The sequence below is a fragment of the Streptomyces sp. NPDC007856 genome (assembly GCF_042868225.1).
GTDB lineage: Bacteria > Actinomycetota > Actinomycetes > Streptomycetales > Streptomycetaceae > Streptomyces.
The window spans coordinates 107,980-128,990 of the sequence record NZ_JBIAEC010000015.1 but is presented as its reverse complement, the minus strand read 5'-3'; the positions used below and the strand labels follow the sequence as shown (position 1 = coordinate 128,990).

Here is a 21,011-nt window from a genome sequence, read left to right as displayed (position 1 = left end):
GATGGGGGCGAGCGGGCCGCGAGAACCCGCCGGGCGACGCATGGCCCACATCGCTCACGCCTTGTGGACCGGCGTGTCGAGAACCGGCACGATCGTGTCGACACTGGCTGCGGTGAACTCGGCCCTGAACCCGGGCGGCACGAACGCAAGATCGTTTGCGCTCTTGATTCGGGGACGAACCCCGCGTGGTGCTGGTCCCCGCTCAGTCTCCCGCGGCACTGCCGACTGGTCAGCTCTGGCCGGTGAGGGCGTCTCGCAGCAGGGGGACCAGGTCACCGGGCTGGGCGTCGCCGAGTTCGTCGAACGCGCCCGAACGCTGCCCCAGCAGGACCCCGATGACCGCCGCCACCACGATCTCGGCCCGCAGCCGTGGCCGGTCGAGTCCCTCGCGTGTGAAGCGCTCGCACAGCGGCTCGACCAGTCGGGCGTGCAGGGCCGCGCGCGCTCCTTGCTGGGCGGCCGGGTCGCTGAGCGGCTGTACGGCGACCTGGACGAGGGGGACGGCACCGCGGCGGTCGATCCGTTCGAGCACGTCGAGCAGCCGGTCCGGGTCGAACAGATCGGCCGGAACAGCGTCGCCCCTCTCGGCGTGCAGCGCGGCGAGGTACAGCTCAGTCTTGCTGCCGAAGTAACGGGCGATGAGTGCGGGGTCCACGCCGGCCCGCTGTCCGATGTCGCGGGTGGTGGTGCGGTCGTATCCGCGCTCGGTGAACAGTTCGCTCGCCGCCTGCAGGAGCAGGTCGCGGCTGCGGGCGGCGTCGCGGCGGCGCCCGGCCCGGCCGACGCTCACCGGTCACCCCGGGTGGGGTGCGGAGTCATGCCGCCCTGGGGCGGCACCGGGCCGGTGTCCGCCTGCTGCGTACCCGCGCTCGCGACGGTCCGGGTGCCGGGCGGGTGCGGACGCAACAGGAGGTAGGCCACCAGAGCCGTTACCACCCACACTGCGCAGCCCAGCACTCCGGCCGTCCCGTAGCCGTCGTCGGTGGGCAGGGTCCGACCCGCGGTGGTGTGGGCCTGGAGCACCACCGCACTGAGCGCGCTGCCGATCGAGTAGCCGATGTACTTCACGACTTGATTGAAGCTTATTGCGCTGCCGGTTTCCTGGGCCGGTACGGCGCCCACGATCAGCGCCGGCATGACGGAGAAGATGAAGCCGACGCCGAGCCCGGTGATGCCCGTGGTGACGAACACCTGCCACAGGCTGCTCCGGGCGAGCACGAAGAGGACCATGCCGACCAGGGAGATCAGGCAGCCCAGGGGCAGAAGCCGGGCGAGTGGGATGGTGCGGGCCAGCAGGCGCACCAGTCGGCCGGCCACCATGCTGGCCGCCGAGAACGGCACCAGCACCAGGCCGGCGACCACGACCGAGGCGCCGAAGCCGTAGCCGGCGCCGGCCGGGGTCTGTACGAAGCGGGTCACCAGCGACATCAGCAGGTACAGCCCGACACCGGACAGCACCGCGGTGAGGTCGGCCGCGAGCACCGCCCGGTGCCGGACCAGTCGGACGTCCACCAGCGGATGCGGTGTGCGCAGCTCGTGGGCGGCCCACCAGACCAGCAGCAGGACCGACACGGCGGCCAGTGCGAGCAGGCGGGCCGAGGTCCAGCCCCAGCGCTCGGCCTGGGTGATCGCGAACAGCAGCCCGGCCAGACCGAGGCCGAGCAACACGGCGCCGAGCAGGTCCAGCCGGTGCGCCGGGCGCTTGGGGGACGGGGGCAGGACGACGGTGGTAGCGGCCAGGGTGGCGGCAGCGGCGATCGCCGCGAACCAGAACCCGGAGTGCAGCCCGAAGTACCGCGCCAGCAGCCCGGTGACGGGGTAGCCGAGTCCCACGCCTGCGGCGGAGGTGAGCGACAGCGTCGCCAGCGCCGGCCGGGCCCGCTCCGGTGGCACAGCATCACGGACGGTGGCCATGGCCAGCGGCATGAGCCCGATGCCTGCACCCTGCAGCGCCCGGCCTGCGAGCAGCCAGGCGAAGCCGAGCGGCAGAGCCGCCAGCACACTGCCCACCAGGACCACGGCCAGACCGGTGAGGATCGCCTTCCGGCGGTGCGGTCCGTCGCCCAGGCGCCCCATCACGGGGGTGGCGACGGCACCCACCAGCATCGTTACCGTCAGCGACCACTGGGCGCTGGACATAGAGACGTGGTCCACGGCAGCGATGGTCGGGATCAGCGGAGCGCCGAGGCTGCTGATGACCGCGACCAGCATGCCGAGGAAGAGCAGGACCGGGACCAGTGCCCGCTGCCGCCGGAAAGAGGGGGTGCGCGTGGGCTGCACAGAGAGGCCAATCTTGTCATCGATCGATGTCATCACTTGATGTCATCATAGGGGACCACTGTGAGCGACAGGCCCCGGGGGCACGTACCTGCGGACGGGCGGCTCGCGCTGGTCGAGGGCGGGGAAAGACTCGGCCGAGCCGTGCGGCGGCCTCGCAGTACTGGGTCCTGCCATGACCGTGGCCTGGCATCCGAAGCGAGCGACTCGTCTTCGGGGGGAACCCGGCCGCGATGGCCTGCATCTTCGGGGTGGACACACGCCTTTCAGGCGAAGCCCGGATGCCGAGACCGCCGAGGACTCGATGGGCGGCGGTCTCGCGGTCGCCGAGCAGGTCGCGAAGAAGTCGCACGCGGCCTGGCACTGCTCATCGTCGGGCGTCTTTCCGGGGACGGCCGCCCGCCGAAGCGCCCGGAACTGCTGCCGTACGAGGCTCAGGCGTAGCGTCACGGTCATGACCACGTGACGGGCCTCTCGTAGCTTCCGCCGAACAGGGCCATGGCGTTGGCCTGCACAAACCACCAGTAGAATCCGTACACGTGACTTCCGCCGCGCCCGCCAAGCCCCGCATCCCGAACGTCCTCGCCGGACGCTACGCCTCCGCCGAGCTCGCCACGCTCTGGTCCCCCGAGCAGAAGGTGAAGCTGGAGCGGCAGCTCTGGCTCGCCGTGCTGCGGGCCCAGAAGGACCTCGGCATCGAGGTGCCGGACGAGGCGATCGCCGACTACGAGCGTGTCCTCGACACCGTCGACCTGGCCTCGATCGCCGAGCGCGAGAAGGTCACCCGGCACGATGTGAAGGCGCGGATCGAGGAGTTCAACGACCTCGCCGGGCACGAGCACGTGCACAAGGGCATGACCTCCCGCGATCTCACCGAGAACGTCGAGCAGCTGCAGATCCGGCTCTCGCTGGAGCTGATGCGCGGCCGTACGGTGGCCGTGCTGGCGCGTCTGGGCAAGCTGGCCGGCGAGTACGCCGAGCTGGTCATGGCCGGCCGCTCGCACAACGTGGCCGCACAGGCCACGACGCTGGGCAAGCGTTTCGCGACGGTCGCCGACGAGCTGCTCGTCGCGTACGGCAGGGTCGAGGAGCTCCTCGCCCGCTACCCGCTGCGCGGCATCAAGGGCCCGGTCGGCACGGCGCAGGACATGCTGGACCTGCTGGGCGGGGACGCTGCGAAGCTGGCGGACCTGGAGAACCGGATCGCCGGGCACCTCGGCTTCTCCCAGGCCTTCACCTCGGTCGGCCAGGTCTACCCCCGCTCGCTGGACTACGAGGTCGTCACCGCGCTCGTCCAGCTGGCCGCAGCCCCCTCCTCCCTGGCCAAGACGATCCGTCTGATGGCCGGGCACGAGCTGGTCACCGAGGGCTTCAAGCCGGGTCAGGTCGGCTCCTCCGCCATGCCGCACAAGATGAACACCCGCTCCTGTGAGCGCGTCAACGGCCTCATGGTCATCCTGCGCGGCTACGCCTCCATGACCGGCGAGCTGGCGGGCGACCAGTGGAACGAGGGCGACGTGTCCTGCTCGGTGGTGCGCCGGGTCGCGCTGCCCGACGCGTTCTTCGCACTGGACGGTCTGCTGGAGACCTTCCTGACGGTCCTGGACGAGTTCGGCGCCTTCCCGGCGGTCATCGCCCGCGAGCTGGACCGCTACCTGCCGTTTCTGGCCACCACCAAGGTGCTCATGGGCGCGGTGCGGGCCGGTGTCGGCCGCGAGGTCGCGCACGAGGCGATCAAGGAGAACGCCGTCGCCACCGCGCTGGCGATGCGCGAGCAGGGCGCCGAGCGCAACGACCTGCTCGACAAGCTCGCCGCCGACGAACGGCTGCCCCTCGACCGCGACGAGCTGGCTGCCCTGATGGCCGACAAGCTGTCCTTCACCGGCGCCGCCGCCGACCAGGTCGGTGTCGTCGTCGGCCGGATCGAGGAGCTCGTCAAGCAGCACCCGGAGGCGGCCGGCTACACCCCGGGAGCGATCCTCTGACCCGCTTCACCCCAGCCCAACTGGAGGCCGCCCGCAACCGTCTCGTACCGGACGTGGTCGTGGGCGGCCTCCAGGTGCTGTTCTGCGGGATCAACCCCGGTCTGATGACGGCGGCCACAGGCCACCACTTCGCCCGCCCCGGCAACCGCTTCTGGCCGGTGCTGCACCTGTCGGGCTTCACCCCGAGGCTGCTGAAGCCTGCCGAGCAGCAGGAGCTGCTGTCGTTCGGGCTGGGCATCACGAACATCGTGGCGCGGGCGACCGCGCGGGCCGACGAGCTGACGGCCGAGGAGTACGTCGAGGGCGGGCGGCTGCTGACGGTGAAGGTGACACGGTGGAAGCCGAAGTGGCTGGCCCTGGTCGGGGTGACCGCGTACCGGGCCGCCTTCGGGGACCGAAAGGCCCAGGTGGGACCGCAGGAGCGGGTCATCGGGGAGACGCGGGTGTGGGTGCTGCCCAATCCCAGCGGGCTGAACGCACACTGGACGGCGGCGACGATGGCGGAGGAGTTCGCGCGGCTCCGGGTCGCTGCGCAGACCTAGGTGGTCATGGCAGGGGTGTCCCTGTGCCCGTAGCCAGGGGATCCAGTCCTGGGAGTAGTGGCAGGATCGGTGACATGAGCACCGAGACGGACTGGGTGTACCGGGTGGACGAGCCGCACGGCTCGGCCGGATGGCGGCCCTACGGTGACCGCCCCGACCGGTGGCGGGGGACCATCACCACCGACGACCCGGCCGAGAACGCCGAGTACGTCGCCGCCCTCGTCGTCACCGACCTGGTGACCGAGTGGACGGTGAGCGGCACCGGCCAGCAGCACGTGCGCGTGACCGTCTGGGAGGGCCAGGAAGGTGCCGGCCCCGAAGACGCCGCCTTCACGGTGCAGGTCCGGCCCCACATCGACGGGGCGTGATGTGTGGCGGCCGACCGGGCTGATCTTCCGGTGGACGTTGCCCGCCAGGGCGGAGGAGACGGTGGCCCCGGCCGATCACGCGACCGCTACTCAGGGCCCCGGCAAGGAGCAGCACCACCAGCTGCCCGGGGGCGCTCCCCCGCTGAGTGACCACCGGCCCGGCGAATCGGCACACCATCGGGACCGGCCCGGGGCAGCGAGGGTCTCAACGCCGGCCCGTGACGCTGATCCGCTCCACGGTGACCGGACAACACCGCCGACAACTGCGCCCCACCCGGGTCCGTCCCCGGCTGCACCGGCTGATCGCACGCGGGGAATCGGGCGCTGCTCACCGAGTCCACCTCTCGTCAAAGGGCCCTTGTCCGAACGGGGTCAAGCAGGTTCGCAAGGAGTGGCTGTACGACTGAACCGACTCCACGGAGACGGTCAAGCTGCCCGCCGAGGAGTACGTCAAGTCCGGTGGTCACGGCGGAGGTATCTCCGTGACGGCGGCCAGGAGCCGTATCTCGTCCGCACGGTCCCGGTCGGCGACGCCGACGGCGACCCAGCGGCCGGCCCCCGCCAACGGCCAGACGTCCAGCTCGTCGGTGAGCAGGCTGAGGGTGGCCCAGGGTTCCGGTATCTCCTCGCCCCGGCTCAGGCGCAGACGCACCGTGAGCTGACCCCACGGCGGCTGACGGCCCCAGCGGTCGTGCAGCCGCTCCGCTACGGCCTCCCGGTACGCCTGGAAATCGGCGGCGGTCCGCTCCCGCACCGAGGCATGGCCCACTCGCACCCCGTGGCTCGTCGCTAACACCACTGTGGCGTAACCGGGTCCTGCCGTGCCCGACTCGGACCGGCCCTGCTCCGCCGGGAACTCCCGGCCGCACAACCGGTCGATCACAGCGAGGTGAATCGCGATGTCCATGTGATCCAGTAAAGCGGTCACCACTGACAATTGGCGGGCTGTCAGGCGCCCGGGCGGTCCAGGACGCGGGCCGTCGAACGCCGAGTTCGCCGCCCGGCTGGTCGTGGCACGGAGACGGTCGAGTCGCATGTGAGCGCCGTGCCGGCCAAACTCGGCGCGCGACCGAACCCAGGCGGTGATCACGGCGTACGAGTCGGGCTTCGTCGAGGCGGGGTGAGCCGGGCCGGCCAGGCGGAACCCGGCACTCGCCGGGGTGCGCCGGGCCGAGTACGATCCGCCCAACACGCCCGCGAGCTGGAAGGACGGACGGTGGCGCAGCTGACCGGCGGCGATCCCTCACTGCTGCGGAGGATCAATTCCGCGGTGGTGCTGCACGCCCTGCGTACCACGGACTGCGCGACGCTCACCGAGATCACGCGGGTCACCGGACTGTCCCGGCCGACCGTCGAGGGTGTCGTCGAAGGGCTCATCGAGGGCGGGCTCGTCGTGGAGACCGCGGCCGACGAGGGCACAGCGCGCCGCCAGGGGCGGCCCGCGCGCCGGTTCCGCTTCCGGGCCGAGGCGGGGCATCTGCTGGGCCTGGAGATCGGGCCGCACCGGGTCGCCGCGCTGCTGGCCGACCTGGACGGGCGGGTGCTGGGCGCGCAGGCCAAAGAGGTCGGCGAGACCGCGCCGGCGGACGAGCGGCTGGAGAGGCTGCGCGGCGCGGTCGCCGAACTGCTGCGCCGGGCCGGGGTCGCCCGCAGCTCGCTGCGGGCCGTGGGCGTGGGCACGCCGGGGATCGTGGAAGCCGACGGCACCGTACGGCTGAGCACGGCGCTGCCGCAGTGGACCGGCCTGAACCTGGGTGAACGGCTCAGCCGCTCCTTCAAGTGCCCGGTGCTGGTGGAGAACGACGCCAACGCGGCGGCCGTCGCCGAGCACTGGAAGGGCGCGGCGACCGAGTCGGACGACGTGGTGTTCGTGCTGGCCGGGCTGAGTCCGGGCGCGGGTTCGCTGATCGGCGGGCGGCTGCACCGCGGTTACGGCGGGGCGGCCGGGGAGATCGGTGCGCTGCATCTGCTGGGCCGGGAGGCGACTCCGGAGACGCTGCTGTCCACCACCGACGAGCCGCTGCACCCGCTGGACGAGCAGGCGGTCGCCGAGGTGTTCGCGCTGGCCCGGGAGGGCGACCAGCGCGCGCGGGCGGCGGTCGATCGGTTCATCCAGCGGCTGGTGCACGACGTGGCCGCGCTGGTGCTGGCGCTGGATCCCGAACTGGTGGTGATCGGCGGGTGGGCGGCGGGCCTGGACGGCGTCCTGGAACCGCTGCGCCGCGAACTGGCCCGCTACTGCCTGCGTCCGCCCCAGGTGGCGCTGTCCCTGCTGGGCGAGGCGGCCGTGGCCACGGGGGCGCTGCGCTTGGCCTTGGACCACGTCGAGGAGCAGTTGTTCGCGGTGGACGGCTCGGCGACTCGGCGCTGAGCCTTCACCCTGCCTGCGCGGCAGTCTCGTGGCCGGTCGCGCAGTTCCCCGCGCCCCTGGGGTCGGCTGCCACGCCCGGCGGTCAAGAGGTGTCCGGTGTTCAGGAAGCCTGGCGTTCCGGGTCGTGGTGTATCTCGACGTCCGGGGAGTCGCCGAAGGTCAGCCGGCAGGTGTCGGCACGGTAGGTGGCGACGGACAGGGCGGCGGTGCGGCCCCCGGCGAAGAAGCGGGTGGTGACGACGAGGACCGGGGAGCCGGGGAGCCGGTCGAGGTCCTTGGCGTCGTCGGCGCGGGCGGAGCCCAGCTCGACGGCGCGGTCCTGGCCCTCGAGCGTCAGGTGCTGGAGCTCGCGGAGCACCGCACGCGCGCGTGCCGGGCCGGACGGGGCGTCGATCGCGGTGAGGTCGGGGACGGAGGTCACCGGGATGTAGAGGAGTTCGGTGGCGACCCGCTGAGCGTGGGACATCCGGGAGCGGCGCACGATGTGCACGGGCTCGTCCGCGCCGGTCTCCAGGGCCGTGGCGACGGCGGCGGGCGGCAGCGCCTGCTCGGAGTCGACGGGCTGCCAGGCGTCCGAGGCGGCGCCCGGCCAGACGTGCTGCTCGGTGCCGACGGCCACGCCGACCCGCGGGGGCGCAACGGTCGTACCGACGCCGCGGCGGCGCTGCAGCCGGCCCTCCAGCTCGAGCTGTTCGAGGGCCTGGCGGAGCGTGGCGCGGGCCACGCCGAAGCGGGCGGCGAGGTCACGCTCGTTGGGCAGGATCTCCCCGACCGAGAACTCGGAGTCCAATGCCTCGCTGAGCACGGTCCTGAGATGCCAGTACTTCGGTTCCGGCACCGATTCCAGCTGCGTGGTCCCCACCCTGTCCTCCGCAAGAGCCGTGGTCCGGCGGTTTTTAGCGCCCTTGTTTATTAAAGGTTGTTGCACTTCTCTGCGACCATAGGGCGGCCTGCACCCTTGGTCAAGACCAATCCTCGATCCCCTGGGCAATACGCGCCCGACCTGCCGCAACGTGTTCATGAGGCGTTCGTGGGCCGCGGTCTGTGTGACATCGCGGCAAAGCCCCCGTCACAGGGCAGATTCCAGGGGTCGTTGCAACACAGGTGATCAACTGGCTGTTGCCAGGAGCTTAGCGAGGCGCTCGGCTGGGGTTTCCCAGCCGAGCGTTTTGCGTGGGCGGCTGTTGAGTTCGGCGGCGACGGCCGTCAGGTCCTCGGGGGTGTGGGCTGCCAGGTCGGTGCCCTTGGGGAAGTACTGCCGCAGCAGACCGTTCGTGTTCTCGTTCGAGCCGCGCTGCCAGGGGCTGGCCGGGTCACAGAAGAAGACCGGGATGTCGGTGGCGACGGTGAACGCCCGGTGGGCGGCCATCTCCGAGCCCTGGTCCCAGGTCAGGGACCGCCACAGGTGACGCGGGAGAGTCTGGACGGTCGTGGCGAGCGCGTTGCGGGTGGCGATGGCGCTGTGCTCGACGGGCAGGTGCACCAGCATCAGGTAGCGAGTGGAGCGTTCGACCAGCGTGCCGATGGCGGAGCGTCCGTCCTTGCCGATGATGAGGTCGCCTTCCCAGTGGCCGGGGACAGCCCGGTCCTCGGCTTCCGCCGGCCGGTCGCTGATCATCACCATGTCCTTCACGGCTCTGGACGTGCGCTTGTGGGCATGGCGGTGCGGGCGTCGCAGAGCCCGTCCGGTGCGAAGGGCTCGGGTCAGCTCCCGACGCAGTTCTCCGCGGCCCTGGACGTAGAGGGCCTGGTAGATCGTCTCGTGGACCACGTGCATCTCCGGTCGGCCGGGGAATCGGGTCCGCAGAGCCTGGCAGATTTGCTCGGGGCTCCATCGGCGTTCGAGGTGGTCCTGGATGAAGTTCCGCAGCTCGGGATTCTGGCCGATCTTGCCGGGCTTGGGCCGGGGGCGGCGCCGCTCGGCCCGGCGGTGGGCATGGAAGGGCTGGTAGGCGAAGCCACCTTTGGGCATGGGGCGCCGGTTGCGGCGTATCTCCCGGCTGATCGTTGAGGGGCTGCGGTCCAGCTCAGCGGCGATCTGCCGGACGGACGCCTTCTCACGCAGCCGGTCGGCAATGTGGATTCGCTCGTGCTCCTGGAGATACCGCGACGCGGCGGGCGGTTCCTCCGGTCCCGGCGGCTCGGGCGTGTGCCCGTGGCCGGGGTAGATCGGAGGAACCGCCTTGCGGCCCTTGCCCGGCGAGTGGTGGCCGTTACGCCACTTCTTGCCGGTGCGCAGGTTGATCCCGACGATCCGGGCCGCTTCCCGGGTGCTGTAGCCCTGCTCCATGAGCTGGAAGTATGCGGCCCGCTCCTGGGTCAGCTTGCCGCCCCCCGGCTTCCTGTTCTTACGGATCTCGAAGTCCATCGCACCCCTTGAACTGGGGTGTTGCAACGACCACTAGAACGGAAGCAGGGACGGGGGCCGGCGTGGCGCGTGTGGTGCGGCGGAGTACGGCTCAGCCGTCGGCGAGGTGCCGTAGCTTGTCCGGGTTGCGGACGATGTACACGGTCGTGACGCGGCCGTCGACGACGTCCACCTGGACCAGGCTCTCCGGCTCTCCGGCGGACACGACCAGCAGCGCCGGGCCGCCGTTGGCCTCCAGGAAGCGGTAGGACAGGGCCGCCGCGGACTGCTGCGCGACGGCGACGAGGAACCGGCCGACCTTGTCGGCGGTGTGCAGGATCCGCAGGGGCGCCTTGGCCTTGCCGCCGCTGTCGCCGACCAGGCGGACGTCCGGGGCGAGCAGGGACATGAGCCCGTCGAGGTCGCCGCCGGCCGCGGCGGCGAGGAAACGTTCGGTCAGCTCGCGTCGCTGCGCGGGGTCGACGTCGTAGCGCGGCCGCCGCTCGTCGACGTGCCGGCGCGCCCGCCCGGCCAGTTGCCGTACCGCCGGCTCGCCGCGGTCGAGCAGGGCGGCGATCTCGGCGTACGGGTAGCCGAACGCCTCCCTGAGCACGAAGACGGCCCGCTCCAGGGGCGACAGCGACTCCAGGACGACCAGCAGGGCGAGGGAGACGCTGTCGGCGAGCACGGCGTGCTCCGCCGCGTCCGGGGCGGCGTCGCCGAACTCGGTGAGATACGGCTCCGGCAGCCACGGCCCGACGTACGCCTCGCCGCGCGTCTGCACCTGGCGCAGCCGGTCGATGGCCAGTCGGGTGGTGATGCGCACCAGGTAGGCGCGCGGTTCGCGGACCTCCGCACGGTCGGCGCGGGACCAGCGCAGCCAGGCGTCCTGGACCACGTCCTCGGCGTCGGCCACACGGCCGAGCATGCGATAGGCGACGTACACGAGCAACGGGCGGTGCTCTTCGAAGACATCGGTCGCGGTCCGTGTGGTCACCGCTCCATCCCATCCGACACGCGCCGGGGCTGTCCACCCGGAATCGAACCGTCCGGCGCCGGTGCGGGATCACAATGACCATGGGCCGCCGGAAGTCGGCGGCCGACAACGGGAGGTGGCCGATGCGGTATGCGGTGCTGGGCACGGGCGAGGTGGGCCGCACACTGGGCGGCAGACTGCTGGAGCTGGGGCACGAGGTGACCCTGGGATCGCGCGTGAAGGACAACCCGGTGGCGCTGGCGTGGGCCACGGCCTGCGCCGAGCGGGCTCGCGCCGGCACATTCGCGGAGGCGGCCGGCGGCGCCGAGGTGGTCATCAACGCGGTGGGCGGCCGGGTGGCGCTCGACGCCCTGCGCGCGGCCGGCGCGGAGCACCTCGACGGCAAGGTCGTGGTGGACGTCTCCAATCCGCTGGCCTTCGAGGACGGCCAGCCGCGGCTGGACCCGGTGGAGTCCGACAGCGTGGGCGAACAGATCCAGCGGGCCTTTCCACACGCGTGCGTGGTGAAGACGCTGAACACGGTGAACTGCCAGGTGATGGTGGATCCGGGCCGGGTGCCGGGCGCGCACAATCTGTTCGTGTGCGGTGAGGACGCCGGGGCCAAGGAGCAGGTGACGGCGCTGCTCGGGGAGTTCGGCTGGCCGGCCGAGCGGGTGCTGGACCTGGGCGGGATCCAGGCGGCGCGGGCGACGGAGATGTATCTGCCGCTGTGGCTCACCATGATGCGGCAGTTGGGGACCGCCGACTTCAACATCGAGGTACGCCGGGCGGGTTGACCTCCACCGGAACGCGGACGTACGCCCACCGGGGGCTACCGGCCGGTAGCAATTGCTGACAAGCTGTCTACGGCGTCCGCAGCACCCAGACGAGGAGCACCCCCATGTCCGCCACCGCCTCCTTCCAGGTCCCCACCGAGCACGGCCCGAAGGACGTGACCGTGTCCTACGCGCGCGTGGGACGCGGCGAACCGCTGGTCCTGCTGCACGGCATCGGGCATCACCGGCAGGCCTGGGACCCGGTCGTGGACATCCTCGCGACCGAGCGCGACGTGATCGCCGTCGATCTGCCGGGTTTCGGCGCGTCCCCGGCCCTGCCGGACGGCCTCACCTACGACCTGCCCACCACCAACTCGGTACTCGGCGCCCTGTTCGAGGCGCTGGAGCTGGACCGGCCGCACATCGCCGGCAACTCGCTGGGCGGCCTGCTCGCCCTGGAGCTCGGCCGGGACAAGCTCGTACGGTCCGTCACCGCCCTCTCACCGGCAGGCTTCTGGACGGAGGCCGAGCGCCGGTACGCCTTCTCGGTGCTGCTCGCCATGCGGGGCATAGCCCAGCGGCTCCCGCTGCCGCTGGTGGAGCGGCTGTCGCGCACGGCGGCCGGCCGTACCGCGCTGACGAGTACCATCTACGCGCGGCCCGCGCGCCGCGCACCCGAGGCCGTGGTCGCCGAGACGCTCGCGCTGGTGGGGGCCACGGGGTTCGACGCGACGCTGCGAGCGGGCACCACCGTCCGGTTCACCGACGCCCTGCCCGGTCTGCCGGTCACGGTGGCCTGGGGCGCCCGGGACCGGCTCCTCGTCCGCCGCCAGGGCGTGCGCGCCAAGCAGTTGATCCCGCACGCCCGGCTGATACGGCTGCCCGGCTGCGGCCACTGCCCGATGAACGACGACCCGGCGCTGGTCGCCCGGGTGATTCTGGACGGCAGCCGCTGAACGGCCGGCCGGCGGCGATTCCCTGGCGGCGGGCGGCACCGGGCTTGCCGAAGGGGACCGGTACCGGCCGTCGGTGGGGCGGCCGCACTGTGGGACCGACCGTGGCCGCCGGCGTCGAAGGGTTCCGAATGGGCCGGGCCCGGCCTGCGCAGGCGAACCGTGTGCGGGTACGGGCACCGGGCCGACCGGAACGTGCCCCCGCCTGACGGGCCCGGCGAGCGTCGGCTCCGGCTCCGGGCACAGTCACGCGCGCGTGGGTGCGGTCGTACGGAGTGGCCATGTCTCGTTGTTCACTCTGGGTTTCCGCACGCGCCGCAGCGTCCCAGTAGGTGTGGCTCTGCACACTGGCCGGATCCCTTGCCTGGAGGCGCAGCCATGTCAGACCGTCCGTTCCCCGGCCGCCGCAGTGTTCTGCGCGGCTCCCTGGCCGCGTCGGCGGCCCTCACCCTGCCCGTCGGCCTCGGCGCGGCCCCGGCATTCGCCCGCTCCGGGCGCCCCCAGGCGAGCTGGGGTGTGCAGGCGGGCGATGTGACCACCGACTCCGGCCTGGTGTGGGTGCGTTCGGACCGGCCGGCCCGGATGATCGTGGAGACCTCGGCCACCGAGTCGTTCCGCAACCCGCACAGACTGCAGGGTCCGCTGCTGGGCCCCGGCACGGACTTCACCGGCACCACCCGGCTGCACGGCCTGCCCTCGGGCGAGCAGATCCACTACCGCGTGCTGCTCGCCGACCCGGACGACCCGCGCCGCACGAGCGAGCCGGTCACCGGCACCTTCCGTACCGCGCCCGCCCGGCGCCGCCAGGGCGTGCGGTTCGTCTGGTCCGGTGACCTGGCCGGACAGGGCTGGGGCATCAACGAGTCCATCGGCGGCTACCGCATCTTCGACGCGATGGCGAAGGTCGACCCCGACTTCTTCCTGTGCAGCGGCGACAACATCTACGCCGACGGCCCGATCGCGGCGACCGCGACCCTGCCCGACGGCAGCGTCTACCGGAACGTCACGACCGAGGAGAAGTCGCACGTCGCGACCACCCTGGCCGACTACCGGGGCAACTTCCGCTACAACCTGATGGACTCGGCACTGCGCCGGTTCAACGCCCAGGTGCCCAACATCATCCAGTGGGACGACCACGAGGTCCGCAACAACTGGTACCCGGGCGAGGTCATCGGCTCCGGCACCCCCTACCCGGTCGGCACCAGGCTCGACGATCTGGCGCTGCGCTCCCGGCAGGCGTTCTCCGAGTACTTCCCGATCTCGACCATCAGCGAGCGCCCCGACGGCCGGATCTACCGGGTCGTCCACCACGGCCCGCTGCTCGACGTGTTCGTGCTCGACATGCGCACCTACCGCAACGCGAACTCCCCCGACAACCAGACCACGGACCCGGTGGGCATCCTCGGCCGGGAGCAGTTGGAGTGGCTGAAGCGGGAGCTGGCGAAGTCCCGTGCGGTGTGGAAGGTGATCGCCAACGACATGCCGCTCGGCCTTGTCGTGCCCGACCCGGTCGAGGGCAAGCCGAACTTCGAGGCCGTCGCGCAGGGCGACCCGGGCGCTCCGCTCGGCCGTGAGCTGCAGATCGCCGAGCTGCTTCGGTTCATCAAGCACCAGCGGATCACCGGCACGGTATGGCTGACGGCCGACGTGCACCACACCTCCGCCCAGCACTACGACCCCTCGCGGGCCGCGTTCAAGGACTTCGAGCCGTTCTGGGAGTTCGTCTCCGGCCCGCTCAACGCCGGTGCGTTCCCTGCCAACGCGCTGGACGGCACGTTCGGCCCGGACCGGGTGTTCGTCAAGGCGCCCACCGCCTCCAACGTCTCGCCGGCTCAGGGCTACCAGTTCTTCGGCGAGGTGGACATCGACGGCGACAGCGGCGACCTGACGGTACGGCTGCGCGAGTACGACGGCACCGTACTGTTCACCCAAACGCTCCAGCCGGGCCGGGTCGGTCAGTAGGCGCAGGCGGGCCCGCCGGTCCCGTACCCTTCATCCGTGCCGCGCGCCGGCGTCATCCCACGGGGCGCGGCACGGTCAAGTCCTCTGTCATGCGGCCCTCTTCGCAGGTCAGGCCGATTGTCAGTGGTCGCCTCTACGGTTTTCGTATGACGCGAGCACTGGATGACGACAACGCCACGATCTGGGGCCGAGCGGCTAGGAGCCAGCAGACTCTAGAAAATGCTACAAAACGGACGGAGCATGCTTTACCCATCGGTCACAAGCAGTTCGTGATCACGCAACACCCTTCCTTCACAGTGGCTGCATGACTCCAGAGATGTCTGATGTGACCCGGGCGAAGCACGGACGCCCCGTGCACCACTGGCGGCGGGACGTCGTCGAGCTCGCCGCGCTGTTCACGGCCGTGGCCGTCGCCGACGGGGTGGCGAACCTGGTCGGGCACGGCCCCGACGGCCCGGCCCTGCTGGTGATCTCGGCGCTTGTGCTGGCCGCGACGGCCGGCTTCCACACATGGTGGGCACGGCGCCACGGACACGCACCGCCGACCCGTGATACCGGCGCCCGGCCGGCCGCCGAGACGCGGCCGGCCGGGCCCTCCGGATCCTCCGGGCAGCCGGGTGACGACGATGACACGGACGACGTGGCCGACTCCGGTGCGCTGTGGCGGATGCGGACCACCGTGAAGGACGAACCGGGCTCGCTGGCGGCACTGTGCACGGCACTGGCCGAGCGGCGTGTGGACATCCTGAGCCTCCAGACGCACCCGCTGGCCGACGGCACGGTGGACGAGTTCCTGCTCCGGGCGCCGCGCGCGCTGGAGGCGGCCGAGATCACCCGGGCGGTCTCGCAGGCCGGCGGAAAGTCGACGTGGATCGAGCGGGCCGACGCCCACGACCTGGTCGACGCCCCCACCCGGGTGCTCGGGCTGGCCGCGCGCACCGCGCTGGACGCCGCCGAACTGCCACTGGCTCTGCGCCAGTTGCTGGGCCGGTGCACGATCCGTTCGCTGCCCGGGGCTCCGGCCGGCGGGGGCCGCGGGCCCGAGCCGGTGCCGGTCGAGGGTGTGCTGGAGGACACCGTGATGCGGCTGCCGGCGCCGGAGGGCGGGGTACTCACCGTGGAGCGGCCGTATCTGCCGTTCACCCCCACCGAGTTCGCCCGGGCCCGGGCGCTGGTGGATCTCGACAACCGGCTCGGTCCGCGGATCCCGCGCGGCAAGGACGTGCTGACCCTGCCCGAGGGCAACGACATCACCGTCCGCCGGGTGGACACCGGGGACCTGACCGCGGCGAAGGCGATGCACGAGCGGTGCTCGCCGCGCACCCTCGGCATGCGCTACCACGGCCCGGTCGGCGACGCGGACCGCTATCTGAACCATCTGCTCAGCCCCCGTTTCGGCCGGACGCTTGCCGCGCTGACCACCTCCGGCCGCATCGTCGGCCTCGGGCACCTGCTGTGGGACGGCGACGAGACGGAGATCGCGCTGCTGATCGAGGACGACTGGCAGCAGCGCGGCATCGGCGGTGAACTGCTCGGCCGGCTCGTGGCGATGGCCGTGGAGGCCGGCTGCGAGAGCGTGTACGCCGTGACGCAGGCGTCCAACACCGGCATGGTCGCCGCGATGCGCGGCCTCGGCCTGCCCCTGGACTACCAGATCGAGGAGGGCACGCTCGTCATCACCGCCCGCCTGGACGCCGCCCCGACCCCCGCCCGGCGGCCGTACGACACCGGCCTCCGCCACCTCGGCACCCCGGCCCACCGAGACTGACGCACGGCACACCCCGCGACGCCTCTTTACGCGCCCCGGCCCACAGCTGGCGGCAGGGCCGGGGCCGGTCGGCGGGCCAGGATCTGCGGCCCGGGCCCGGGATCTGCGGCCGGGGTCGGGGCCTCCCGCCGGGGCGAGTGTCGGCGGTCGGGCCCCGGGCGCGCTATATGGGCGACCGGGCCATGGATCCGCCGCGACGGCGACCAGCCACAACCGTGGTGTGCGGCAGTGCCCGACTCACCCGCGCCCGGCACCGGCCGCCACCCCTCAGCGCACCGCCTCCCGCAGTGGTACCGGCGTCCGGGCGGCGGGCTCGCCCAGCGCCCGGTCCAGGTCCGCCCACAGATCGTCCACGTCCTCCAGACCCACCGACAACCGCAGCAGCCGGTCGCTCACCCCCGCCCCCCGCCGGTCGTCGGCGTCGACGATGCGGTGGCTGATGGACGCGGGATGCTGGATGAGCGTGTCGACACTGCCCAGGCTCACCGCCGGGGTGACGAGCCGGACCCGGGAGATGACCTCGTGCGGATCGCCGTCCACCTCGAAGGCGATCATCGCGCCGCCGATGCGCGGATAGTGGACGCGGGCCACGCGCGGGTCGGCGGCGAGCCGGCCGGCCAGTTCGGCGGCGGTCGCGGAGGCGGCCCGCACCCGCACGGGGAGCGTGGACAGTCCCCTCAGCAGCAGGTAGCCCGCCAGCGGATGCAGGACCCCACCGGTGGCGAACCGTATCTGCCGTAGCCGGCCCGCGAACTCCTCGTCGCAGGCGACCACTCCGGCCAGCACATCGCCGTGGCCGCCGAGGTACTTGGTGGCGCTGTGCAGCACCAGGCGGGCACCGTGCTCGGCCGGGCGCTGCAGCACAGGCGTGGCGAAGGTGTTGTCGGCGAGCAGCGGAACCGACCCACAGGCGTGCGCGACGGCCCGCAGATCGACCTCGGCGAGGGTCGGGTTGGCCGGGGACTCCACCATCACCAGGCCGGTGTCCGGGCGCACCGCGTCGGCGATGCCGGCCGGGTCGGTCCAGGTGACCTCGGTGCCGAGCAGCCCGGCGGTCAGCAGATGGTCGCTGCAGCCGTACAGGGGTCGTACCGCCACCACATGGCGGAGGCCCATCGCCGAACGGGCCAGGAGGACCGCGCTCAGGGCCGCCATCCCGCTGGCGAAGGCGACCGCGGACTCGGTGCCCTCCAGGCGGGCCAGGGCGGTCTCGAAGCGACCGACGGTCGGGTTGCCGAGACGGCCGTAGACGGGCGGCCCGACCGGGTCGGCGCCGTCGGTGGCGAAGGCGTCGATGCGGGCGGCCTCACCGCGGCTGTCGTACGAGGGGTAGGTGGTCGACAGGTCGATCGGCGGGGCGTGCAGGCCCTGGCGGGCGAGATCGTCGCGGCCGGCGTGCACGGCCTCCGTGTCCAGGGCTCTCGATGCGGTGCGTACGCCGTCGTAGGCACCTGTGCTCGCTGTGTCCATGCGCGGAAGGGTGAACAGTGAACGGTTCACGGGATTCGAACACCGTGCTACGTTCGGCCCATGGCCGAATCTGTCGTACTGGATCCGGTGGATCTTCATCTGCTGCGGCTGCTGCAGAACGACGCCCGGACCACCTACCGCGATCTCGCCGCCCAGGTGGGCGTGGCGCCGTCGACGTGCCTGGACCGGGTGACCCGGCTGCGCCGCTCGGGCGTGATCCTCGGCCACCAGCTGCGTCTGGATCCGGCCAAGCTGGGGCGCGGGCTGCAGGCCCTGCTGTCGGTGCAGGTACGGCCGCACCGGCGGGAGCTGGTCGGGCCGTTCGTGGAGCGGATCCGGGCTCTGCCGGAGACCTTGACCGTGTTCCATCTGACCGGGCCGGACGACTATCTGGTGCATGTGGCCGTCGCGGACATGGCCGACCTGCAGCGCCTGGTGCTCGACGAGTTCACCGCGCGGCGCGAGGTGGCGCGGGTGGAGACCCGGCTGATCTTCCAGCAGTGGGACTGCGGGCCGCTGCTGCCGCCCGGCCACGCCCAGAGCTGAATCCCCCCATACGTGGGTGACGGGGTGATCCTTCTCGTACGAGGATGGGCCCATGTCTGAGACCAAGAGCCCGCTGCCCCGTCAGGTGGCAGACGCGTACGTGGACGACCTCATCGCCCTCGACCCGGTCACCGGTACCTACCTCGGTGTGAAGGAGAGTTCGAGCCGGCTGCCCGACTACTCGCCCGCGGGCCAGGCGGCCCTCGCGGAGCTGGCGCGGACCACGCTCGCGAAGCTGGACGAGGCGGAGCGGCAGCCGGGGGCGGACAGCGACGCGGAGCGGCGCTGCGGGCGGCTGCTGCGGGAGCGGCTGACCGCCGAACTCGCCGTGCACGAGGCCGACGAGCACCTGCGCGCGGTCGGCAACATGGCCACGCCGGGCCACTCGGTGCGGGACATCTTCACGGTCACGCCGTCGCAGACGGACGAGGACTGGGCGGCGATCGCCGAGCGGCTGCGCGCGGTGCCGGGAGCGCTCGCGGGCTACCGTGAGTCGCTGCAACTCGGCCTGGACCGCAAGCTGTTCGCGGCGCCGCGGCCGACGGCGACGTACATCGAGCAGCTCACCGAGTGGACGGACACGGACGGCAAGGGCCGTGGCTGGTACGAGGACTTCACCGCCGCCGGGCCCCAGGCGCTGCGCGCGGAGCTGGACGAGGCGGCACGCGCGGCGACCGGCGCCCTGGTGGAGCTGCGGGACTGGCTGCGGGACGTGTACGCGCCCGCGATCGAGGGCGCCCCGAACACGGTGGGCCGCGAGCGGTACGCGCGCTGGTCCCGCTACTTCAACGGCACCGATCTCGACCTGGACGAGGCGTACGCGTACGGCTGGTCGGAGTTCCACCGCATCCTCGGCGAGATGAGGCAGGAGGCGGAGAAGATCCTGCCCGGCGCCGAGACCCCCTGGGTGGCGCTCGCCCACCTCGACGAGCACGGCCGGCACATCGAGGGCGTGGAGGAGGTGCGGGAGTGGCTGCAGGGCCTGATGGACAAGGCCATCCAGGACCTGGACGGCACGCACTTCGAACTCGCCGAGCGGGTGCGGAAGGTGGAGTCGCGCATCGCCCCGCCCGGCGGCGCCGCGGCCCCCTATTACACGCCTCCGTCGGAGGACTTCTCCCGCCCTGGGTGCACCTGGCTGCCCACCATGGGGCAGACCCGCTTCCCGGTCTACGACCTGGTCTCCACCTGGTACCACGAGGGCGTGCCCGGGCATCACCTCCAGCTCGCGCAGTGGGTGCACGTGGCGGAGAGCCTCTCCCGCTACCAGGCGACGGTCGGCGGGGTGAGCGCCAACGCCGAGGGCTGGGCGCTGTACGCGGAGCGGCTGATGGACGAGCTGGGCTACCTCACGGATCCCGAGCAGCGGCTCGGCTATCTGGACGCGCAGATGATGCGGGCGGCCCGGGTGATCGTGGACATCGGCATGCACCTGGAGCTGGAGATCCCCGCCGACTCGCCGTTCCACCCCGGTGAGCGGTGGACGCCGGAGCTGGCGCAGGAGTTCTTCGGTGCCCACAGCAGCCGGCCGGCGGACTTCGTGGAGAGCGAGCTGACCCGGTATCTGACGATTCCGGGCCAGGCGATCGGCTACAAGCTCGGTGAGCGGGCGTGGCTGCTGGGCCGGGAGAAGGCGCGCGAGCGGCACGGCGACGCGTTCGACCTGAAGGCCTGGCACATGGCGGCGCTGTCGCAGGGTTCGCTGGGCCTGGACGACCTGGTGGACGAGCTGGCCCGGCTCTGACGCCCGGGAGCGTCAGCGCCGGAAGCCGCCTTCCGAGTTGATGACCTCCCCGGTGATCCAGCCGGCCTCGTCCGTGGCCAGCCACGCGATGAGGCGGGCCGGGTCGTCGGGGAGCCCCCAGCGTCCGCCGGGAAAGCGGGCGGCGACGGCGGCGTGGGCCTCGCCGGTGGCGTAACCGGTGTCCACCGGGCCGGGATTGACGGCGTTCACCGTGATGCCGTGCTCGGCCAGCGTGCCGGCCAGTGAGCGGGTGATCGAGGCGAGGGCGCCCTTCTGCAGGGCGTAGGCGATCTCGCCGGGCATGCCACCGCCGAGGTCCTGTCCGGAGGTCATCAACACCACCCGCCCGCCGGGAGCACCGTCGGTCAGCCGTGCGCGCGAGCGGGCGTAGGCCTGGACGAGCAGCAGGACCGAGCGGGTGTCGACCGCCCAGTGCGCGTCCAGCATCGCGGCGTCGATCTCGTCCAGGGTGCCGTCCGAGCCGCTGAGGGCGTGGTTGGCGACGAGGATGTCCAGCCGGCCGAACTCACCGACGACCGTGTCGATCAGCCGCGCCGGCTCGGCCGGGTCGGCGAGGTCACCGGGTCCTGCGGCGACGCGGGCCCCGGGATCACCGAGCGCCTCACGCACGGAGCCGACGACAGCCTCGGGACTGTCGGCGCCCCACGGCATGGCGGCGTCGTGCGGCACATGGTGATGCAGATACACACTCGCCCCGTACGCCGCCAACCGCCGCGCCACAGCATGCCCGATCCCGGTCCGCCGGCTCGCCCCGGTGACGAGAGCGGTACGGCCACGCAGGGGCAACGGGTCGCGGCGCAGCTCTTCCGGGGCGGGGGGAGTGCTTGCCGACATGGCGGATCACCTTAGGGGGAGCGAGATCGCGCCGCGAGTGAATAGGGCCCCAGCTCCGCGCCCACCCCACC

Annotated in this window: 18 protein-coding genes and 1 pseudogene; 11 read left to right on the top strand and 8 right to left on the bottom strand. The window is 72.1% G+C overall.

Annotation, left to right across the window (positions count from 1 at the left end; all coding sequences use genetic code 11):
* Positions 1-229: 229 nt before the first annotated feature.
* Both ACFYOH_RS31745 and ACFYOH_RS31740 read right to left on the bottom strand, forming a co-directional pair.
* Complete coding sequence (locus tag ACFYOH_RS31745) at positions 230-790, bottom strand: TetR family transcriptional regulator (protein ID WP_388632677.1); 561 nt, start codon at positions 788-790, stop codon at positions 230-232.
* Positions 787-2,313, bottom strand: coding sequence for an MFS transporter (locus ACFYOH_RS31740; RefSeq protein ID WP_388632675.1), 1,527 nt, complete (start codon positions 2,311-2,313; stop codon positions 787-789). The genes ACFYOH_RS31745 and ACFYOH_RS31740 overlap by 4 nt, the downstream gene beginning before the upstream one ends.
* A 503-nt stretch (positions 2,314-2,816) precedes the next feature.
* Between ACFYOH_RS31740 and purB the strand changes: the two genes are divergently transcribed.
* The 3 genes from purB (at position 2,817) to ACFYOH_RS31725 (ending at position 5,172) form a co-directional block, all read left to right on the top strand.
* Positions 2,817-4,262, top strand: a complete 1,446-nt coding sequence (gene purB, locus ACFYOH_RS31735; RefSeq protein WP_388632672.1) for an adenylosuccinate lyase — start codon at positions 2,817-2,819, stop codon at positions 4,260-4,262.
* On the top strand, positions 4,259-4,804 hold the full coding sequence (gene mug, locus ACFYOH_RS31730; protein WP_388632981.1) for a G/U mismatch-specific DNA glycosylase: 546 nt from the start codon (positions 4,259-4,261) through the stop codon (positions 4,802-4,804). The genes purB and mug overlap by 4 nt, the downstream gene beginning before the upstream one ends.
* Before the next feature lie 74 nt (positions 4,805-4,878).
* Positions 4,879-5,172 carry a hypothetical protein gene (locus ACFYOH_RS31725; protein ID WP_388632670.1) on the top strand — a complete coding sequence of 98 codons (294 nt, stop codon included), beginning with the start codon at positions 4,879-4,881 and terminating at the stop codon, positions 5,170-5,172.
* A gap of 463 nt (positions 5,173-5,635) precedes the next feature.
* Here the strand turns inward: ACFYOH_RS31725 and ACFYOH_RS31720 are convergent, their stop codons facing one another.
* Positions 5,636-6,079 (bottom strand): hypothetical protein, encoded by a 444-nt coding sequence (locus ACFYOH_RS31720; protein ID WP_388632667.1) that lies wholly within the window; start codon positions 6,077-6,079, stop codon positions 5,636-5,638.
* Between the two features lie 64 nt (positions 6,080-6,143).
* On the opposite strand from ACFYOH_RS31720, the pseudogene ACFYOH_RS31715 reads away from it, so the two are divergent.
* Positions 6,144-6,296 (top strand): annotated as a pseudogene (locus ACFYOH_RS31715) (LuxR C-terminal-related transcriptional regulator); the annotation flags it as partial.
* 92 nt (positions 6,297-6,388) lie between these two features.
* Positions 6,389-7,543, top strand: a complete 1,155-nt coding sequence (locus ACFYOH_RS31710) for an ROK family transcriptional regulator (RefSeq protein ID WP_388632664.1) — start codon at positions 6,389-6,391, stop codon at positions 7,541-7,543.
* Positions 7,544-7,643: 100 nt separating this feature from the next.
* Here ACFYOH_RS31710 and ACFYOH_RS31705 read toward each other — a convergent pair whose 3' ends face one another.
* From ACFYOH_RS31705 to ACFYOH_RS31695, 3 genes are all read right to left on the bottom strand, one after another.
* The gene (locus ACFYOH_RS31705) at positions 7,644-8,405 is read right to left on the bottom strand and encodes a GntR family transcriptional regulator (RefSeq protein WP_388632661.1); all 762 of its coding nucleotides are present in this window, start codon (positions 8,403-8,405) and stop codon (positions 7,644-7,646) included.
* Between the two features lie 246 nt (positions 8,406-8,651).
* Positions 8,652-9,938 (bottom strand): IS30 family transposase, encoded by a 1,287-nt coding sequence (locus tag ACFYOH_RS31700; RefSeq protein ID WP_388632658.1) that lies wholly within the window; start codon positions 9,936-9,938, stop codon positions 8,652-8,654.
* A gap of 64 nt (positions 9,939-10,002) precedes the next feature.
* Entirely contained in the window at positions 10,003-10,887 is an 885-nt protein-coding gene (locus ACFYOH_RS31695; RefSeq protein ID WP_388632656.1) for an RNA polymerase sigma-70 factor, read from the bottom strand.
* Positions 10,888-11,009: 122 nt separating this feature from the next.
* Here ACFYOH_RS31695 and ACFYOH_RS31690 point away from each other — a divergent pair, with 122 nt between their 5' ends.
* From ACFYOH_RS31690 to ACFYOH_RS31675, 4 genes are all read left to right on the top strand, one after another.
* On the top strand, positions 11,010-11,663 hold the full coding sequence (locus tag ACFYOH_RS31690; protein ID WP_388632653.1) for an NADPH-dependent F420 reductase: 654 nt from the start codon (positions 11,010-11,012) through the stop codon (positions 11,661-11,663).
* A gap of 104 nt (positions 11,664-11,767) precedes the next feature.
* On the top strand, positions 11,768-12,598 hold the full coding sequence (locus ACFYOH_RS31685; RefSeq protein WP_388632650.1) for an alpha/beta fold hydrolase: 831 nt from the start codon (positions 11,768-11,770) through the stop codon (positions 12,596-12,598).
* Between the two features lie 375 nt (positions 12,599-12,973).
* The gene (locus tag ACFYOH_RS31680) at positions 12,974-14,557 is read left to right on the top strand and encodes an alkaline phosphatase D family protein (RefSeq protein WP_388632647.1); all 1,584 of its coding nucleotides are present in this window, start codon (positions 12,974-12,976) and stop codon (positions 14,555-14,557) included.
* A 304-nt stretch (positions 14,558-14,861) separates the two neighbouring features.
* Entirely contained in the window at positions 14,862-16,325 is a 1,464-nt protein-coding gene (locus tag ACFYOH_RS31675) for a GNAT family N-acetyltransferase (RefSeq protein ID WP_388632645.1), read from the top strand.
* A 267-nt stretch (positions 16,326-16,592) separates the two neighbouring features.
* Here ACFYOH_RS31675 and ACFYOH_RS31670 read toward each other — a convergent pair whose 3' ends face one another.
* Positions 16,593-17,795: a trans-sulfuration enzyme family protein gene (locus tag ACFYOH_RS31670; RefSeq protein ID WP_388632642.1), complete on the bottom strand. Its 1,203-nt coding sequence runs from the start codon at positions 17,793-17,795 to the stop codon at positions 16,593-16,595.
* 60 nt (positions 17,796-17,855) lie between these two features.
* Between ACFYOH_RS31670 and ACFYOH_RS31665 the strand changes: the two genes are divergently transcribed.
* Both ACFYOH_RS31665 and ACFYOH_RS31660 read left to right on the top strand, forming a co-directional pair.
* Positions 17,856-18,341 carry an Lrp/AsnC family transcriptional regulator gene (locus ACFYOH_RS31665; RefSeq protein ID WP_351807920.1) on the top strand — a complete coding sequence of 162 codons (486 nt, stop codon included), beginning with the start codon at positions 17,856-17,858 and terminating at the stop codon, positions 18,339-18,341.
* Between the two features lie 52 nt (positions 18,342-18,393).
* Positions 18,394-20,085, top strand: a complete 1,692-nt coding sequence (locus ACFYOH_RS31660; protein WP_388632639.1) for a DUF885 domain-containing protein — start codon at positions 18,394-18,396, stop codon at positions 20,083-20,085.
* 12 nt (positions 20,086-20,097) lie between these two features.
* Here ACFYOH_RS31660 and ACFYOH_RS31655 read toward each other — a convergent pair whose 3' ends face one another.
* Positions 20,098-20,940 (bottom strand): SDR family oxidoreductase, encoded by an 843-nt coding sequence (locus ACFYOH_RS31655; protein WP_388632636.1) that lies wholly within the window; start codon positions 20,938-20,940, stop codon positions 20,098-20,100.
* Between the last annotated feature and the right edge of the window lie 71 nt (positions 20,941-21,011).

Bases quoted from the DNA above. Each gene is read 5' to 3' on its own strand.
- ACFYOH_RS31675 (WP_388632645.1), top strand. From the start codon at position 14,862: ATGACTCCAGAGATGTCTGATGTGACCCGGGCGAAGCACGGACGCCCC.
- ACFYOH_RS31720 (WP_388632667.1), bottom strand. From the start codon at position 6,079: ATGGACATCGCGATTCACCTCGCTGTGATCGACCGGTTGTGCGGCCGG.
- ACFYOH_RS31690 (WP_388632653.1), top strand. From the start codon at position 11,010: ATGCGGTATGCGGTGCTGGGCACGGGCGAGGTGGGCCGCACACTGGGC.
- ACFYOH_RS31725 (WP_388632670.1), top strand. From the start codon at position 4,879: ATGAGCACCGAGACGGACTGGGTGTACCGGGTGGACGAGCCGCACGGC.
- ACFYOH_RS31680 (WP_388632647.1), top strand. From the start codon at position 12,974: ATGTCAGACCGTCCGTTCCCCGGCCGCCGCAGTGTTCTGCGCGGCTCC.
- ACFYOH_RS31740 (WP_388632675.1), bottom strand. From the start codon at position 2,313: ATGACATCGATCGATGACAAGATTGGCCTCTCTGTGCAGCCCACGCGC.
- ACFYOH_RS31665 (WP_351807920.1), top strand. From the start codon at position 17,856: ATGGCCGAATCTGTCGTACTGGATCCGGTGGATCTTCATCTGCTGCGG.
- ACFYOH_RS31685 (WP_388632650.1), top strand. From the start codon at position 11,768: ATGTCCGCCACCGCCTCCTTCCAGGTCCCCACCGAGCACGGCCCGAAG.
- ACFYOH_RS31670 (WP_388632642.1), bottom strand. From the start codon at position 17,795: ATGGACACAGCGAGCACAGGTGCCTACGACGGCGTACGCACCGCATCG.
- ACFYOH_RS31655 (WP_388632636.1), bottom strand. From the start codon at position 20,940: ATGTCGGCAAGCACTCCCCCCGCCCCGGAAGAGCTGCGCCGCGACCCG.
- ACFYOH_RS31660 (WP_388632639.1), top strand. From the start codon at position 18,394: ATGTCTGAGACCAAGAGCCCGCTGCCCCGTCAGGTGGCAGACGCGTAC.